Consider the following 16,490-nt stretch of genomic DNA (forward strand, 5'->3'; position numbering starts at 1 on the left):
AAGTCATCATTTAATATGTAATTTTACTAAAAAGTATTGATTTATAGCTCTAATTATAGTGTATTTAAGACAAAAACACAATGGTAAATTTATAATTTCTTTAAGAATTAATTTTTGACAAAAGCTGATTCATATCATCATACAAATTTGCTTTTGTAGACGCATTCAAAACAATAGAAACATAAGGAGCTCCATAGTCATTCTGACTCAAAATTGCAAGGCAGGCTCCCGCCTGACTGGTGGTTCCTGTCTTTCCTCCCAGAACTGTAACACCGGAAGGTGCGCTGGTCTCTCCGGTCAGATAATGATCCGTCGAATCAAGGTGAACCTGGACAGTTTCATTTCCTCTGGTAAAATTAAGATTGTAAACCGAAAGCTGCATGGTATCAACAAAATAATCGTAATCCAACGCTTCGTTCAGCATCAGATAAACATCGTACGCCGTTGTATAGTGATTATCATCGTGAAGTCCGGACGGATTGACAAAATTCGTATTCGTCGCGCCGATTCTCCGCGCCTCCGCATTCATCATCTCAACAAAATGGTCGACAGACCCGCCTACATGTTCTGCAATCGCCATTGCGGCATCATTTCCGGAATACACCAGAAGGCCGTGAAACAGTTCGTCCATGGTGACAATATCGCCTGCCTGAAATCCACACACCTGAGATCCCTCTTCCAGCGTTACGGCATTCTGACTGACCGTAACGACATCATCCATATTTCCATATTTTACAGCCAGAATAGCGGTCATGATCTTGGTGATACTTGCAGGATATGCTTTTTCATGCATATCCTGGGCGTACATAACAGTCTTATCGTCAACATTCAAAAGACAGCTTTTCTCATTTCCAGGCATACTGATGCCTTCTGCGCCGACATTGTCATAGGCTACACAGAGCTCTGCGGCAAAAGGCTTTGCAGTCTGGAACGCATTCGTGCTGCCGTCCTGCTCAACCACCTGTTCCTGGTATGAAAAGTGCATATCCAGGTTTTTATCTTTTCTGATTTTCATGATTCCGAGAATGCCGAGCAGTACCACTATCATGAGAACCATAACCAGGAAAATCGTATTAATAAAAAGTTTTCTTTTTCTGGTGTTTGTTTTCATACTCTTCTGACCTCTCCCTGCAGATAATTTCTATTCTGAAGTCCGACATTCAACACAAGTCCCATTCCAATAAAGAGACTGACCATGGAACTCAGGCCGTAGCTGACAAAGGGAAGCGGTGTGCCTGTATTTGGCATCAGTCCGGTCGCCACGCAGATGTTAATGAAGCTCTGCAGCGCAACGACCGTCGCTACCCCGCAGCAGATCAGCCTGCCGGATAGATCTTTGGCTCTCCTGCCGGTCAGAATACATTCAATACAGATCAGGAAAAGCAGCAGAATAATACCGGCGGCGCCCAGAAATCCGAGCTCCTCCCCTGCCACTGCATAGATAAAGTCCGTCTGTATCTGAGATACGAAGTTTCCTTTATTGGATGAGGAAACTTTATTATTATTGTAGCCTTTTCCGGTCAGCTGACCGGAACCGATGGCTGTCTTGGAATTCTGCTGCTGCACGATATCATCCGAGTACGCGGCATCTTCAGGATACAGCCAGGACATGATACGGTCTTTCTGATAACTCTCCAGAATCTCAAGGTCCGTCTGAGTAACCAGAATCAGGAACCCGACGACAAGCGGGACCATGATGACTAACACCGTTCCGATGATCTTATAACTGAGCCCTGCAATATATAAAAGTACACAGAACAGTGCCGCTACGGTGATCGTGTTTTTCAGGTCAGGCTGTATCTTAATCAGAATAAGCGGAACAGCTACCAGTATGATAGAGCTGACCAGTGTCTTCAACGTGTTCAGATCATCCTCATGATCCATCAGATACTTCGCAAAGAACAGGATGAGTATGATCTTGGACAACTCCGTTGGCTGGAACTGGAAAGAACCGATTGAGATCCAGCGGGTCGCTCCGTAGGTTGTCTTACCCATGATACGCACTGCAAGCAGCATCAGAATATTTACAATATACATAATCCAGTAAAAATTCAGAATCCAGCTGAAGTCAATCAGGGAGACAATGACCATCAGGACGACCCCGAGAATCACCCCGAACAGCTGCCGTGTCTGCAGAGACTGCATGGCACTTCCGACCAGCATGACACCCATGCCGCTGATCAGCACAAGCCATAAAACCAATCTGAAATTGTAGTCTTTTAACTTATATAGTTTAAACATATGATTCCTTTGTTTTTATTTCACTTTCGTGAATTCATTGTGCGGTGTTTTTTTAACCGATATGGTAGCCATGAGTCTTGGTGGTGTTGCTGTAAATGTCAGTGCAACACCATCCTCTTCTACCAGTATGTATTTATTTACGGTTTTCATCAAATCTTTCTTCAGCATGATCAGAATTCCGGGAGAGCAGTCAATACGCTCGGCATTTACGAGAAGTTTCAGCCGGTCTTTTGCAATTCTGCCGGTATTTTTTCGTTTTGATCCAAACACCACTGCCACCTCCTACTTGTTTTTGAAAAGGCGCCGAAAAAGTCCTTTTTTCTCAGTAAGGTCCAGAAGCGGAATCTGTTCACCCAGGATTCTCCGGCAGATATTCAGATATGCCTGTCCTGCGAGTGACGGTCCGCCTGCAAGCGGCTCGCCCTGATTTGTTGCGATCACAATGTTCTCATCATCCGGAACGGCACCAATCAGGTCGACCGCCAGGATATCTACGACATCTTCCACGGACATCATATCTCCACGTTTGACCATATCCATACGGAGCCGGTTGATGACAAGCTGAATATCGCGCAGGTCATCCGCTTCCAGAAGACCGATAATACGGTCTGCATCCCTGATTGCAGAGACTTCCGGGGTTGTCACCACTATGGCTCTGTTAGCCCCGGCAACAGCATTTTTAAACCCCTGTTCAATACCCGCGGGACAGTCCAGCAGGATAAAATCAAATTCTTCCCTGAGATCGTCACACAGCTTTTTCATCTGCTCCGGAGTCACAGAAGTTTTATCCCTGGTCTGTGCTGACGGAAGCAGAAACAGTTTGTCCGGAAACTGCTTGTCTTTGATCAGTGCCTGTTTCATGCGGCAGTTTCCCTCGATGACATCCACCAGATTATATACGATCCGGTTTTCAAGTCCCATGACGACATCCAGATTCCGAAGTCCGATATCTGTATCGACCAGAACTGTTTTCCTGCCGAGAGCGGCAAGACCGCAGCCGATGTTGGCTGTCGTGGTCGTCTTGCCGACGCCCCCTTTTCCTGATGTTACTACGATTACTTCACTCATGATGCATCCTCCAAACGATTTCTTTTTTTTAATTATCCGCTTTCGTATTTAATCGGTCTGTTCGTTGGAAGTACCTTCCTGAGCCGCAGTTCCGGTCAGGATTTCCGTTTCATCTTTCAGTTCAAAATAATAATTTAAAATATCCTTAGCCACTAACGCCGCGTTAGTGGAGGAATACCCGTAGGCAATACGCACCGCCATGGATATTTCCGGATTTTCATACGGAGCATATCCGATGAAAAGTCCGTGACTGGTGCGGTTTCTGGACTGCTGCGCCGTACCGGTCTTGCCGGCAAGCGAAACATTCAGATCCTGGAATAATTCTTTGTTGGTTTCGGTGATAACACCTCGCATGCCGACATGGATATCATCCCAGATATACTGGGGTACCTCCAGTTGGCTCTGAACCTGCGGAGTTAAATCTTCTATCAGGTTGCCGGAAGAATCCGTCACTTTATCCAGCAGGGAGATATCATAGCTTGTGCCGCCGTTTGCAAGTGTTGACACATAGCGTGCAAGCTGAGACGTCGTATAGTTGTGTGTACCCTGACCAATTGCTGAAGGAATCGGCATCTGATCTGAGATCTGAGGATCAGCCTCCGAGATTTCGATACCGGAGTTTTTATCAAAGTCAAAAAGTTCGGCATAATTGGTGATTTTCTGTGTTGCATTGCTGTCCGAGAAAACATTGTTCTCATCCAGTCCCAGACGGTAGGCCACTTCACTGAAGAAGACGTTGCAGGAATTGGTAATACCTCCGCGTATATTCAGCAGGCCATGTCCATCCCTCTTCCAGCATCGAAGCTCTGAACCGTCGATTCTGTCAAAAATACCCGTACACTGGATCGTGGATTCATCATCGATGACACCCTCCATCAATCCAGCGACCGTTGTCACGAGCTTGAATGTCGAACCGGGCGCCGTTCTCTGCTGCGTCGCCTTATTATAAAACGGTTCCGACAGATCACTCGTCAATTTTCTATAATAACCGGTATCCATCTGATTTGCAAGCCGGTTATTGTCATAGCCCGGATATGTGACACATGCCTTGATCTCTCCGGTATTCGGATCTGTTATGACGACTGAACCGGAGCACGGGTCAAGTGCCAGCTGTGCGGGGGTGATTTCCAGATTCATGATCTTGCTTCTCATCAAGTCATAGGAGCTCGTCTGCCCCGCCATGAAAGATGTATACAGATCATCATCTTTTGACAGGATACCCTGATCATAAAGGATTGTGCACAGCTCATTACCTGAGATCACATCGTCCATCAGCATGTATTTGTACAGCAGTTTTGAAAATGCAGTGTCTGTTTTCAGGTAATCCGCGATATACGCCGCCAGTGCAGCATACACTTCCCCGGAATCCAGATATGTGTTCTCCTCAGTGAACCGGGAAATATCAATCCAGTTCTGGCTCGCTGCATATGTCAGGAACTCCTGAAGACTGATCGTCTCATCCTGTGTCCAGGCCAGATACGTCTGGTCTGATTTGTCAATGGCGTTTTTATCGAGAATGCCCGTGTCATCCATCAGCATCTCGTTGACGATATAACTGATGTAGACCTGCATCTCTTCCCTCATGTCTTTATATGCCTGCGGGGAGTCACCCGTCAGTTCCCGGCTGACCTCCTCAAAGATCTGCGCCTGCTTGGCCTCAAATTTTGCCTGCACATTGCGCTCCGTTTCAGAGGCATCTTCGCTGGAAAAATGGCCGATATCCAAAATGCTGTTATTGACAAGTGCATAATAGACATCGTAAATCGGGATCGGGATCGCAGAGGTATCCGTATTTTCATCCGTCTCAAAGGTTTTGATCGGCTGTATATTCGATACCAGAACTCCGGCAATCCTCTGTTCCAGTATTTTATAGGCTGCGATCTGAAGTTCCTTGTCAATGGTCAGATAAACATCGTTTCCCTGAACGGGATCCGTTTTGGAGTCCTTATCGATTTCCAGAACTTTTCCGAGATTATCGACATATACGGTCTCTTTCCCGTCTGTTCCCTGCAGCGTTGTCTCCATAACCTCCTCAATCCCCGTTTTACCGACAATGGAGGTTGTTGAATAGTTGGGATTTTCCTCCCTCAGCGAATCAAGCTCTTCAGCAGATATTTTCCCCGTGTAGCCGATCAGGGAAGAGAAATAAACACTGTCTGCGTAGACACGCACGGAATCTTCTGCAATATCCACGCCTTCCAGATCATTTTTATTTTCCATGATAGTAGCCACGGTCTCCTCACTGACATCCGTGGCGATCGTCACCGCCACGTATTTCTGATAGCTTGTGGTTGACAGCAGATAACGGATCGACACCATCTTCAACAGTTCTTCTTTTGAATATTCTGCTGGAAGACCATACTCTGTCAGTTCTTCCTCCGTATACGGATTTTCGGATAAAATAATACCGAAGCGGTCATCACCCGCCAGGTCTTTCATGATCTGATCCGGTGAAGCGTTTGCTTCTTCAGCTTTCAGATCATCAATCAGGCTGTGCCCGTAGACATCGGCACGGAATCGTGAGAGTGAAAAATCAGTAACGTCAAAGTCATAATTGCCGTTCTCATCCAGAACAATATGGAAACTGTGGTCTATAGAATCCCCATTTGCCTCTACGAGCTGTATGATCCGGTAAATCTCACTGTTCAGAGACAGATTTCGTATCCTCCGGTTCGCATAAGTGCCGCTGTCTTCCAGTGTTATGGAGTATGAAAGCTCATTTGAAGCGAGCACATTGCCGTCACAGTCCAGAATATTTCCGCGGGTGCTTTTCAAAGTCCGTTCACGGGTTGTCTGCAGAGAAAAATTATCTGCGTATTCCTGGCCATGAATGATCTGCAGAGAAAATATCCGCTGTATCAGAATAAAAGCCATGACAAGAAACACCGCGATCAGTACGGTGGTCCTGCTCAGTCTGAACTTTTTAAACATCTTTTTTATCTTCTTAACCAAGGTGATCGTTGTCCTTCCATTTCGTATTCAAGCAGCTGTCGGTTGATCCATAAAAACAGGCGGTAGAATAGCAGTGTCATAACAACCGTATAAACGATTTCCGGAATGATGATCTGCTTCAGATATCCGAAAAAATTCAGGCGGCCCCGAAGCATGAACTGCAGTCCGTAAATGACGATTCCGTATACGGCGTCACTGGCCGTTACCAGCATAGTCGGTACTTTGATATCTTCGTCATAATACACTTTATATAAAAATCCATTCAAAAATCCAATCCACATATATAAAAGCGCGTGGAATCCAAAGAGGTTGCCATAAAACATATCGATCATCAGTCCGCTCAGGAATCCTGTAAACATACCGATACGCTTTCCGCACATAAATCCAAAGGATACCGTCAGGATCAGCAGCAGATTCGGTGTGATGGATGCGATGGAAAGCGCTTTAAATACAGTACTCTGCAGCAAAAAGGTCAAAAGAACCAGAACAGCCAGGATCAGTTTTCTGCGCATCAGTCTCCTCCTTTATTCTTCAGTTCCTTTATCACCAGAACCTCATGTATATGGGCAAAATCAACGACCGGGATCAGATATCCGTTCTTTGTGAGATTATTCGTATCATTGTTGATCTCGTCGATGTATCCGATCAGGATGCCTTTCAGGAATTTGTCACTGATGTTGGAGGTGACGATCCGGTCACCGACCTGTACCTTGTCTTCCTTATCTGTCAGCTGGATGAAATTGAGTTTCCCCTCATCCATCAGCAGCAGATTGCCTGTTACGATGCAGTCATCTGATGTGGTTGCAACCATGGCGCTTACATTGCTGGAGTCGTCAATGATGGAACGCACAGTGGCCCAGTCCTTGCCGACTTCAGTTACGATGCCGGCAAGCCCCCCGTTTGCAAGGACATTCATATCAACCTGGATACCGTCATCACTGCCGCGGTTGATCACAAACGTATTATACCAGTTGCCGGGATCTTTGGAAATAACCTGTGCGGCTACCTTTTCGTACTCGGAATATTCTTTATCCAGCGTATACAGCTGTCTTAAGCGTTCCAGCTCTTCCTGATCCTGCAGCAGATTACTGTTCTCTTCCGTCAGTTTATCGACTTTCTCCTGCAGGGCTTCATTTTCATTTTTCAGTTTTTTGGCATTCATAAAACCGCTCGTCTGATCCCGCAGCCATGTACCTGCCCCGTTGATACCTTTCTGGAAGGGTGAGATGACGTACCCTGCGCCCTGCTGAATCGGGGCAAAGGAAAACCTGGAAGTCGCTGCGAGTGCGATCAGACCGATGCAGACGATGGTCATGATGATGATCCAATGTTTTGTTTTTATGGAAAATCGATTCTTTTTTTTCATGCTTTGTCCTCAATTAAAATCTGTATTTCTTACTGCTGCTTTTTGATGTGAATGCCCAGTGCTGCAGTGATTTATGGTTGATGATCTCTTTCAGGCCATAGACCGCAGACGTGTCACTGTATTGAGAAATATGGGCAGCACATCCAAGCCGCTTCGCCAGATACGTATCGATATACGGTATCCTGGTACAGCCTCCGGTCAGGTAGATACCTTCCGTCGTGATGCTGCTATGTATCTGAGGCGGGGTACGTTCCAGAAACAGCTGAATCTCGTCCGCCGCCTGCCGCAGCTGACTGCGGATGACTTCATTTATAACCGCAGAGCTGACCACACCTTCTTTTGGCAGACCGGATATCGTATCAAGTCCGACTACCTTCCGGGCTTCTTTCGTGTCGGAGGAAAGTCCGGCCATGGCTGTTTTCAGCCTGGAGGCCATTCTGCGGCTGATATGAAGACCGCATCGTTTCCGCACGTTGGCGACGATCGCCTCATCAATTCGGTTCCCGCCGAATGACAGCGGTTTGCTGATAATCACTCTGTTGTCAGCCAGGACAGAAATTTCCGTACACTCGGCGCCCATATCGACGATCATGGAACCTTTGCTTCTGGAGATCGGTATTCCAAGGGACAGCGCATTTACAATGGGCCGTTCCACCAGAAAAATCCGGCTTTTTCGAAGATCCCCGCCGCTGGCGATCGTATTGTAGGCCCTCTTCTCAATTTCTGTCATGTTCATAGGCACAGAAAAATAGACAATCGGCCTGTTCCCGAAGTGTTTGTTCAGCTTGCGCAGCAACAGGTGGAGAACCACTTCCAGATGGCCGATGTTGGCAATCATGCCGCCGCTCATCGGAGAAGAAACTACAATATTATGCGGAGCCTTTTCATACATCTCATACGCATCATTTCCCACTGCGAGCACTTCTTCTTTATTGCGGATAGCAATCATGTTTTTTTCTATTAAGATTTCATCTTTCTTCAGGGAGTAGATCTTAATCGTATCTGACCCCAGATCCACTCCGAATACATGCTGTAAAACCATAGACTTTATAACCCCTTTATGCCCTCTGTATCATCCCCTCCTGACACAGACTGATATGCCGCCTGTCACCGATAATAATGTGATCCAGCAGATAGATTCCAAGCAGTTCTCCGGCTTCAAGGATACGTTTGGTGATCAGGATATCCTCGTTGCTTGGCCGTGGATTTCCGCTTGGGTGGTTGTGCACCAGAATAATGTGGACCGCATGGAACTGCAGTGCTGACAAAAAAATCTCGCGCGGAGAAATCAGCGATGCATTCACAGTACCTTTGGATACCTGTACATCACCCAGAAAATGATTCTTTGTATCCAGCATCATACACAGCAGAACTTCCTGTTCCTGATGTCTTAAATCTTCCATATAATAATCGGCGATCGTATCCGGACTTTTAAAATCCAGAAATGGACTGGACGCCCCTTTTGCGATCCGTCTCGACAATTCACCGATACATTTAATCTGTACAGCTTTCACATCCCCGATTCCCTTTACTTCCGTCAGCTGTGCAAGAGACAGATGGTGCAGTCCCAGCAGACCCTCATGCCCCTTGGACAATGCAAGCAGATGCTGCGCAAGTTCTATGGATGAGGTACCGTGTGTTCCGCTCCTCAGAATAATGGCGAGAAGCTCTGCATCCGTCAGAGACTGTGCTCCGTGCAGTCGGAATTTCTCATAAGGACGTGATTCGACAGGCAGTTTTTTTATCGTTTCGTGTTTTTTCATAGACCTCCTGTCTCTCTTCAGGCAGAGTCAGCAGGCACTTTACATAAAAATTCATTTTATATTCTAGCACAAATGGGGCACAAAGTATACCGATATTTCCCGTTATTTAAAGATTTCACAATTTCAATGCCGCAGCGACAGCTTCTGCTGTTTTCAGACCGTCGATCGCTGCCGAAGTGATCCCTCCCGCATAACCTGCTCCTTCTCCGCATGGGAAAATGCCGGAAATATTACTCATCAGCCTGGCGTCGCGGTGGATTCGTATGGGTGACGAAGTCCTGCTCTCAACTGCGCTCAGCAGGCAGTCCCTGCGGTCAAATCCGGGAATCTTTTTGCCAAAGGCATGAATTCCTTCCACAAGCGCATCCGCCATGAATCCAGGGAGAAATGCACGGATATTGGACAGAACGTGCCGTCCTTTGATCTTCGGAAAGATTTCGCCGTAGGAACGGCTCTCTCTCGTCGACTCAAAATCCTCAAATAACTGGACGGGTACGGCACCGCCTGCGATCTGATATGCCTGCTCCTCCAGATGACGCTGAAAAGCCAGTCCCGCCAGCTCTGAGGGCACCCCCGGTGAAAGGTATGTCTGGAAATCTTCAGGATTCACGGTTACAATCACTGCACTGTTGGCATTGCCTGAGTTCCTGTCATGATAACTCATACCATTTACAGCCAGTCTGTTCTGCTCAGATGAAGCATTCACAACATACCCCCCGGGACACATGCAGAAAGTATAGATCCCCCGTCCGCCGGCAAGCTGATGTGTCAGCTTATAAGAGGCCGCACCAAGCAGAGCAACTTCTCTCTGACCGTATTGGGTCATATTGATCATCTCCTGCGGATGTTCAATCCGGACGCCGGCAGCAAAAGATTTCGCACTCATCTGAATGCCTTTTTCATGCAGCATCGTGAATGTATCGCGTGCGCTGTGCCCGATCGCGCAGATGAGGTACCTGGCTGGTATCCATTCCGAATGGTTCAGCTCCAGTGCATGAAGCTCACCGCTGCGAATGTCAAGATCGGTCAGCTGGGTTTCAAACCGGAACTCTCCGCCGAGATGTTCAATCTGAACCCGGATATTTTTCACAATATTGACGAGAAGATCTGTGCCGAGATGCGGTTTTTGCTGATAAAGGATTTCTGCCGGCGCACCTGCCTCCACGAACATTTTCAGGACTTCGTGGTTGCGCCCTTTCGGGTCTTTTACGGAGGTATTAAGTTTACCGTCAGAAAACGTTCCGGCACCGCCCTCTCCAAACTGAACGTTTGACTGTTCATTCAAACTTCCGGTCTGCCAGAAATGTTCAACACTTTTCATACGCTGTTCAACCGGCTCACCTCTTTCGATGACGATCGGACGGATCCCGTGCTTTGCCAGCATCCAGGCACAGAACAGTCCGGCCGGACCGCTTCCCGCGATGACCGGGCGGCATATATCCGGGGAAACTGTATGCGGAAAGAGATACGGGCAGCGTTTGGTTGACGTAATATTTTTATCGCGCACTTTTTGAAGTACTTTCGTCTCAGCATCTGTTTTCACATCTATCGTATAGACGAAACACAGCGCAGGTTTTTTTCTGGCATCCAGGGACTGGCGGATGATTTCGTATTCCTGGATCCTGTCTGCCGGTATTTTCAGCAGTTTTGCCACTTTATTTATTATATCTTCCGGTGTGTGATGAATCGGTAATTTTAACTGTGTGATCCTGATCATGACGGTGCCTCCGCTGCGCTGCTCCTGCCAGCAAGCGCTCCGCTGCTCCACGCCCACTGCAGATTGTATCCTCCGCAGCATCCATCGACATCGACGACTTCACCCGCGAAATACAGACCGGGAATTTTCTTCGATTCCATGGTGGAGGAATCGATCTCGGCGGTAAAGACACCGCCGCATGTGACCTGTGCCTGCTCCATCGAATGGACCTCCCTGATGATGACCGGAAACTCCTTTAGCTTCTCCGCCAGCTCTGCCAGAGATTTTATCTCCGTACAGAACAGCGAGATCAGCTTCTGAGGAAAAAGACCAATCAGCGACTCTGAAATTGTCTTATAGGGACATTGTTCCTGCCTGTTTTCCAGGAAGACAAGAAGCTCCTCTACCGTGAAATCCGGCATGAAATCAAGGACTGCAAGCACCCGCTGTCCTTCATCAAGCGCACGAGCTGCAAAACGGCTCACTTGAAAAACCGGGATTCCGGAAATACCGTAATCAGTAAACTGTACCTCACCGCGTTCTGTGAGAATGCGGGTGTCATTCGTATACAGTGATAACGATGCCTCAAACCGCACGCCGGCCCATTTTGTAAAATAATTTCCAGTCCCGCGAAGACCAACAAGTGCGGGCAGGGGTTTAATGATGGTATGTCCGAGTGATTCGGCCAGATGAAAGCCATCCATGCCGGAACCCGGGATATTCGAGGCGGCACCGCCGGCAGCAAGGATCACGCGGTCTGCCTGATATGTATAACTCTGTGTTGTGACCTGAAATAACCCTGCTTTTTTTATGTTCTGCACATGTTCCCTTGTTTTAAGCTTCACATGCAGATGTTCAGCTTCCATCCTGAGGATATCCCGCACCGCCAGCGCCTGTTCGCTGAAAGGGTACAGGCCGCCGTTTTTATTTCGTGTATAAACACCAAGCCCCGTAAAAAATTTCAGGGTTTCGCGAAGACCAAACGCAGATATCACATTCCATGCAAACAAAGGTTCTGAACCGCGGTAATACGCGGGTTCCTGCTTGACGTTTGTCAGATTGCATTTTCCGTTGCCTGTCGCCAAAAGCTTTTTTCCTACCGTATCATTTTGTTCCAGTACGGTCACAGACGCACCGATTCGTGCGGCTGTGACTGCTGCCATAAGTCCTGCGGCTCCGCCGCCAATCACGATAATCTGCATACTTACCTCCTTGCATCCTTTAGGCGCTGACGCCATAAAATCAGGGTCTCATCCCTATAATGTTACCATCTGTGCATCTTTTAATTTCTGAAGGCTCATAAGAATGCCGAATTTTGCGTGTGCCCAGGTTAACCCTCCCTGAAAATAGACCGCATATGGAGGTTTGATGGGTCCGTCAGCACTCAGCTCGATCGAGGACCCCTGCACGAATGCACCGGCCGCCATAATGACCTCACTGTCATATCCCGGCATTGCCCATGGTTCAGGAGATACGTAACTGTCCACCGGTGCTGCAGCCTGAATGCCTTTGCAGAATGCGATAACACCTTCCGGTTTTCCGAACGTGACTGCCTGAATGATATCATGTCGGCTTTCCGTACTGTCAGGAACAACCGCAAATCCCAGCTTTTCATATACATTCGCCGCAAAAACAGCCCCTTTCAGTGCTCCGGCTACAACGGTCGGTGCCAGAAAAAATCCCTGGTAGAACGCCTGGTTTACGCCGAGTGTGGCACCGACTTCTTTTCCAAGACCGGGTGAAGTCAGACGGTATGCCGCATTTTCCACGTATTCTTTTTTTCCGGCGATATAACCGCCGATCGGTGCAAGTCCGCCACCCGGATTTTTTATCAGCGACCCTACGATCAGATCTGCACCTACATCTGTTGGCTCCAGCGTTTCTACAAATTCTCCGTAACAATTATCCACCATACAGATGACATCTGGTCTCAGGCTCTTAATGAATGCAATTAATTCCCCAATACGTGCTACAGAAAGCGTCGGTCTTGTCTGATAGCCCTTGGAACGCTGAATTGTGACGAGTCTTGTCTTTTCGTTCAGTGCATCCCTGATTCCTTCATAATCAAAAGAACCGTCCGTTTTCAAATCTACCTGACGGTAGCTGACTCCATATTCTGCGAGTGATCCGTTGGAAGGACGGATGCCTATCACCTCTTCCAGCGTATCGTACGGTTTGCCTACCGGCGACAGGAGCTCATCCCCCGGTCGCAGATTTCCAGCAAGTGCGACTGCAAGCGCATGAGTACCGCAGGCGATCTGCGGCCGCACCAGCGCGGACTCTGTGTGAAATGCAGAGGCATACACAGCTTCCAGTGTGTCACGGCCGAGATCATTATAGCCGTATCCGCTGCTGGACGCAAAACAGGCTTCACTTACCCTGTTTTCCTGCATTGCACAGACCACCTTCAGCTGATTGTATTCTGCCACATCATCAATGGCATCAAAGCGCGGTCTGAGCTCTTTTAAAATCTGTTCACCGAAATCATATACCGTCTGTTCAATCCCGAGAGATTGATAGAGTTCCTGCCTGGAGTTCATATTAGTTCCTCATTTCCATATTTTTTTCTCTGACAAGTTCCAGAATATAGGAAAGGATCCTGTCGTTGTCGTAATCAAACTCATCTTTTTGGATCCAGCTGACATCACGTTCTCTTTTAAACCAGGTCAGCTGGCGTTTTGCAAAATGCCGGGTATCGCGTTTCAGAATCCGGATCGCCTCCTCCAGCGTGTATTCTCCGTCCAGATAAGCCAGGATTTCTTTATAACCAAGTCCTTTCATGGAAGTCATATCTCTGGTACATCCCATATCACGCAGTTCCTGCACTTCTTTCAGAAGTCCCTCCCGTATCATCTGATCGACACGCGCATCGATCCGCTGATACAGCCGTTCCCTTCTGTCGTTCAGTACAAGGTACAGGAACTGATAGGGTGAAGCCTTCTGCCGCTGCTCCTCGTTATGCTCAGAAATCCGCATGCCTGTCTGCTGATAAAACTCCAGTGCGCGGATCACACGTTTTACATTTCGGGGATGGATTTCTCCTGCTGCCTGAGGGTCCCGCTCTCTAAGCATCCCATGAAGGAATTCTCCGCCCCTCTCTGCTGCCAGTGCCTCCAGATGTCTTCGAAAGCTGTCATCGGAATCGGCTTTTGTAAAATCAATATCGTATACAACCGACTGAATATAGAACCCGGTTCCTCCTGTGAGGACAGGGATCCTGCCGCGCTGATGAATCTCCGTGACCGCCTTTTTCGCGAACCTTTGAAAAGTCACAACATCAAAACTGTCCCGCGGATCCAGAATATCGATCAGATGATGTGGAACATTGCCCATTTCTTCCGGTCGTATCTTAGCAGAACCGATATCCATTTTTTTGTACACCTGCATGGAATCTGCGGATACGATCTCTCCGTTTACTGCTCTGGCAAGGGAGATGGAAAGTTCCGTTTTTCCAACGGCCGTCGGGCCGGTCAATATAATCAATGGTTTCATAGACGTTCCATCCTATACGATTCTTTTAAATTTCTTTTCCAGTTCATATCTGCTCATGGAGATGATCGTCGGTCTTCCGTGCGGGCAGTTATATGGATTTTCCAGTGTCAGAAGCTGGTCAATCAATACTTCTGCTTCGCGAAACGACAGTTTCTGGTTGCCTTTGACAGCGGCTTTGCACGCCATGACCGCAAGTTTCTCCACGAAGATTTCAAGCGTCACAGTTCCGGCAGTCTCATCCCCCATACTGTCGATCAGTTCAACCAGCAGTGTCTCATCTGCAATTCCGAAAAGATTGTAGGGAACGGCTCGTATCGTATACTCTTTGCCGCCAAAAGCTTCCAGTTCAAATCCCATCTTACGGAAAAGGTCTTCGTGCCTTCTCATCATCTCCAGTTGCTGAAGGTTTAATGAAATGATGATGGGGACAGCGAGATACTGAGAAGTGATCTGTCTGCCGCGGAGGTCATTCATCATCTTTTCATAGAGCACTTTTTCATGGGCAGCATGCTGGTCGATGATGAACAGTTTTTCCTCCATCTCCACCAGCCAGTAGGTGGAGAACACCTGGCCGATCAGACGATGCAGGCTGCGTGAATTCTCCGACAGCAGTTTCCTGTCTTCAAACATGGAGAGCTGGCTGTCCTGTTTCGTTTGCACAGCGCCTGAAATGATCGGCTTATCTGAAACAACCGGTTTGTCTGCTGCGGCCATCTCACTTGAGACAGCAGAAACTTCTGTATCTTCCGCAGCAGCCGGCTGTGCAGCAGATACTGCGGGCGTGTGCGAAGGAGCAGGTGTATATGCCGGAGCCTCCCGCAGCATTTCCCGTCGTCTGATCTCAAAAGGTTCCGGGACAGACGGTTTGGAAGTTTCTTTGACACGTTCTTTTTTAGGGGTGAATGAGACCTCCGGAATCAGTTCTGTTTCTGTGAGGGCTTCACAGATCGCGCGGTATAATACCTGATACACCAGATCTGTCTTTTCGAAACGGACTTCCATCTTCGACGGATGTACGTTGACATCTACATGTTCAGAATTCACGGTGATGAACAGCGAGGTGAACGGAAATTTGTGCTGCATCATGAAGGAACGGAAACCGTCCTCGATCGCTTTTGTAATAATCTTATTCTTCACATACCGTCCATTCACATAATAGTTTTCAAATGTACGATTGCCGCGGGATACAGAAGGCTTTCCAATAAACCCGGTGATGCGGATGTTGTCCGTCGCCGTATCAATCTCCAGCAGATCTTTTGTTATGTCGCGTCCGTAAATCTGGTAAATAACCTCCCTGAAATTCCCATTGCCTGAAGTGTGTAATTTTGTCTGGCCGTTCTGCATGTATTTAAAAGAAATCTCCGGATGGGAAAGTGCCATCTGTTCCATGATGCTTCCAATGTAGGAGGCCTCCGTGGTTGGAGATTTCAGGAATTTTGCGCGTGCCGGAGTATTGTAAAACAGGTTCCGCACCAGAAATGTTGTTCCCTGAGGAGCGCCGATCTCTTCAAGTCCTTTTTCAATCCCGCCCTCGATCAGATATCTCGTCCCAGTCAGTGCATCCGGTGTTTTTGTGATCAGTTCGACCTGTGATACCGCAGCGATGCTGGATAATGCTTCACCGCGGAAACCGAGAGACGCTATCTGCAGCAGGTCATCAATCGTCTGTATCTTGCTGGTGGCGTGGCGCAGAAAAGCCAGGGGCACCTGCTCTTTCGGAATTCCTGTACCGTTGTCTGTGATGCGGATAAAGGAGATGCCGCCCTCCTTAATCTCTACCGTGATCGCCGAGGATCTTGCATCCACGGCATTTTCCACCAGTTCCTTTACAATGGAGGATGGTCTTTCTACGACTTCACCCGCCGCAATTTTATCAATTGTATTCTGGTCCAACAAAGAAATTTTATTCATA

14 protein-coding genes are annotated in these 16,490 nt (G+C 47.8%); all 14 read right to left on the reverse strand.

The genetic code is table 11. From position 1 onward, the window contains the following. Positions 1 to 100: 100 nt before the first annotated feature. Complete coding sequence (locus tag MCG98_RS12140; RefSeq protein ID WP_240286224.1) at positions 101 to 1,111, reverse strand: serine hydrolase; 1,011 nt, start codon at positions 1,109 to 1,111, stop codon at positions 101 to 103. Continuing rightward, positions 1,108 to 2,241, reverse strand: coding sequence for an FtsW/RodA/SpoVE family cell cycle protein (locus tag MCG98_RS12145; protein ID WP_240286222.1), 1,134 nt, complete (start codon positions 2,239 to 2,241; stop codon positions 1,108 to 1,110). Before MCG98_RS12145 ends, MCG98_RS12140 begins: the two co-directional genes overlap by 4 nt. 15 nt (positions 2,242 to 2,256) lie before the next feature. After that, positions 2,257 to 2,511: a cell division topological specificity factor MinE gene (minE, locus tag MCG98_RS12150; RefSeq protein WP_240286220.1), complete on the reverse strand. Its 255-nt coding sequence runs from the start codon at positions 2,509 to 2,511 to the stop codon at positions 2,257 to 2,259. Positions 2,512 to 2,523: 12 nt separating this feature from the next. Then, a complete protein-coding gene (minD, locus tag MCG98_RS12155; protein WP_240286218.1) occupies positions 2,524 to 3,309 on the reverse strand; it encodes a septum site-determining protein MinD in 786 nt (261 codons plus the stop codon). A gap of 48 nt (positions 3,310 to 3,357) precedes the next feature. Then, positions 3,358 to 6,240, reverse strand: a complete 2,883-nt coding sequence (locus MCG98_RS12160) for a penicillin-binding transpeptidase domain-containing protein (RefSeq protein ID WP_240302222.1) — start codon at positions 6,238 to 6,240, stop codon at positions 3,358 to 3,360. A gap of 5 nt (positions 6,241 to 6,245) precedes the next feature. Continuing rightward, complete coding sequence (gene mreD / locus MCG98_RS12165; protein ID WP_240286215.1) at positions 6,246 to 6,773, reverse strand: rod shape-determining protein MreD; 528 nt, start codon at positions 6,771 to 6,773, stop codon at positions 6,246 to 6,248. Continuing rightward, on the reverse strand, positions 6,773 to 7,627 hold the full coding sequence (gene mreC / locus MCG98_RS12170; RefSeq protein WP_240286213.1) for a rod shape-determining protein MreC: 855 nt from the start codon (positions 7,625 to 7,627) through the stop codon (positions 6,773 to 6,775). The genes mreD and mreC overlap by 1 nt, the downstream gene beginning before the upstream one ends. Before the next feature lie 13 nt (positions 7,628 to 7,640). Then, a complete protein-coding gene (locus MCG98_RS12175; protein ID WP_240286211.1) occupies positions 7,641 to 8,669 on the reverse strand; it encodes a rod shape-determining protein in 1,029 nt (342 codons plus the stop codon). A 16-nt stretch (positions 8,670 to 8,685) separates the two neighbouring features. After that, on the reverse strand, positions 8,686 to 9,390 hold the full coding sequence (gene radC / locus MCG98_RS12180; RefSeq protein WP_240302223.1) for a DNA repair protein RadC: 705 nt from the start codon (positions 9,388 to 9,390) through the stop codon (positions 8,686 to 8,688). Positions 9,391 to 9,505: 115 nt separating this feature from the next. Further along, positions 9,506 to 11,107 carry an FAD-dependent protein gene (locus MCG98_RS12185; protein WP_240302224.1) on the reverse strand — a complete coding sequence of 534 codons (1,602 nt, stop codon included), beginning with the start codon at positions 11,105 to 11,107 and terminating at the stop codon, positions 9,506 to 9,508. Continuing rightward, a complete protein-coding gene (locus tag MCG98_RS12190; protein WP_240302225.1) occupies positions 11,104 to 12,288 on the reverse strand; it encodes an aminoacetone oxidase family FAD-binding enzyme in 1,185 nt (394 codons plus the stop codon). The genes MCG98_RS12185 and MCG98_RS12190 overlap by 4 nt, the downstream gene beginning before the upstream one ends. Before the next feature lie 54 nt (positions 12,289 to 12,342). After that, positions 12,343 to 13,626 (reverse strand): methionine gamma-lyase family protein, encoded by a 1,284-nt coding sequence (locus MCG98_RS12195; RefSeq protein ID WP_240302226.1) that lies wholly within the window; start codon positions 13,624 to 13,626, stop codon positions 12,343 to 12,345. Position 13,627: 1 nt separating this feature from the next. Next, on the reverse strand, positions 13,628 to 14,578 hold the full coding sequence (gene miaA, locus MCG98_RS12200; protein ID WP_240302227.1) for a tRNA (adenosine(37)-N6)-dimethylallyltransferase MiaA: 951 nt from the start codon (positions 14,576 to 14,578) through the stop codon (positions 13,628 to 13,630). A gap of 12 nt (positions 14,579 to 14,590) precedes the next feature. Beyond that, the gene (mutL, locus tag MCG98_RS12205; RefSeq protein ID WP_240302228.1) at positions 14,591 to 16,489 is read right to left on the reverse strand and encodes a DNA mismatch repair endonuclease MutL; all 1,899 of its coding nucleotides are present in this window, start codon (positions 16,487 to 16,489) and stop codon (positions 14,591 to 14,593) included. Position 16,490: the final 1 nt, after the last annotated feature.

The sequence above is a fragment of the Ruminococcus sp. OA3 genome, from assembly GCF_022440845.1.
Taxonomy (GTDB): domain Bacteria; phylum Bacillota; class Clostridia; order Lachnospirales; family Lachnospiraceae; genus Ruminococcus_G.

Bases quoted from the DNA above. Each gene is read 5' to 3' on its own strand.
- MCG98_RS12140 (WP_240286224.1), bottom strand. From the start codon at position 1,111: ATGAAAACAAACACCAGAAAAAGAAAACTTTTTATTAATACGATTTTC.
- MCG98_RS12145 (WP_240286222.1), bottom strand. From the start codon at position 2,241: ATGTTTAAACTATATAAGTTAAAAGACTACAATTTCAGATTGGTTTTA.
- minD (WP_240286218.1), bottom strand. From the start codon at position 3,309: ATGAGTGAAGTAATCGTAGTAACATCAGGAAAAGGGGGCGTCGGCAAG.
- MCG98_RS12160 (WP_240302222.1), bottom strand. From the start codon at position 6,240: ATGTTTAAAAAGTTCAGACTGAGCAGGACCACCGTACTGATCGCGGTG.
- mreD (WP_240286215.1), bottom strand. From the start codon at position 6,773: ATGCGCAGAAAACTGATCCTGGCTGTTCTGGTTCTTTTGACCTTTTTG.
- mreC (WP_240286213.1), bottom strand. From the start codon at position 7,627: ATGAAAAAAAAGAATCGATTTTCCATAAAAACAAAACATTGGATCATC.
- MCG98_RS12175 (WP_240286211.1), bottom strand. From the start codon at position 8,669: ATGGTTTTACAGCATGTATTCGGAGTGGATCTGGGGTCAGATACGATT.
- radC (WP_240302223.1), bottom strand. From the start codon at position 9,390: ATGAAAAAACACGAAACGATAAAAAAACTGCCTGTCGAATCACGTCCT.
- MCG98_RS12185 (WP_240302224.1), bottom strand. From the start codon at position 11,107: ATGATCAGGATCACACAGTTAAAATTACCGATTCATCACACACCGGAA.
- MCG98_RS12190 (WP_240302225.1), bottom strand. From the start codon at position 12,288: ATGCAGATTATCGTGATTGGCGGCGGAGCCGCAGGACTTATGGCAGCA.
- MCG98_RS12195 (WP_240302226.1), bottom strand. From the start codon at position 13,626: ATGAACTCCAGGCAGGAACTCTATCAATCTCTCGGGATTGAACAGACG.
- miaA (WP_240302227.1), bottom strand. From the start codon at position 14,578: ATGAAACCATTGATTATATTGACCGGCCCGACGGCCGTTGGAAAAACG.
- mutL (WP_240302228.1), bottom strand. From the start codon at position 16,489: ATGAATAAAATTTCTTTGTTGGACCAGAATACAATTGATAAAATTGCG.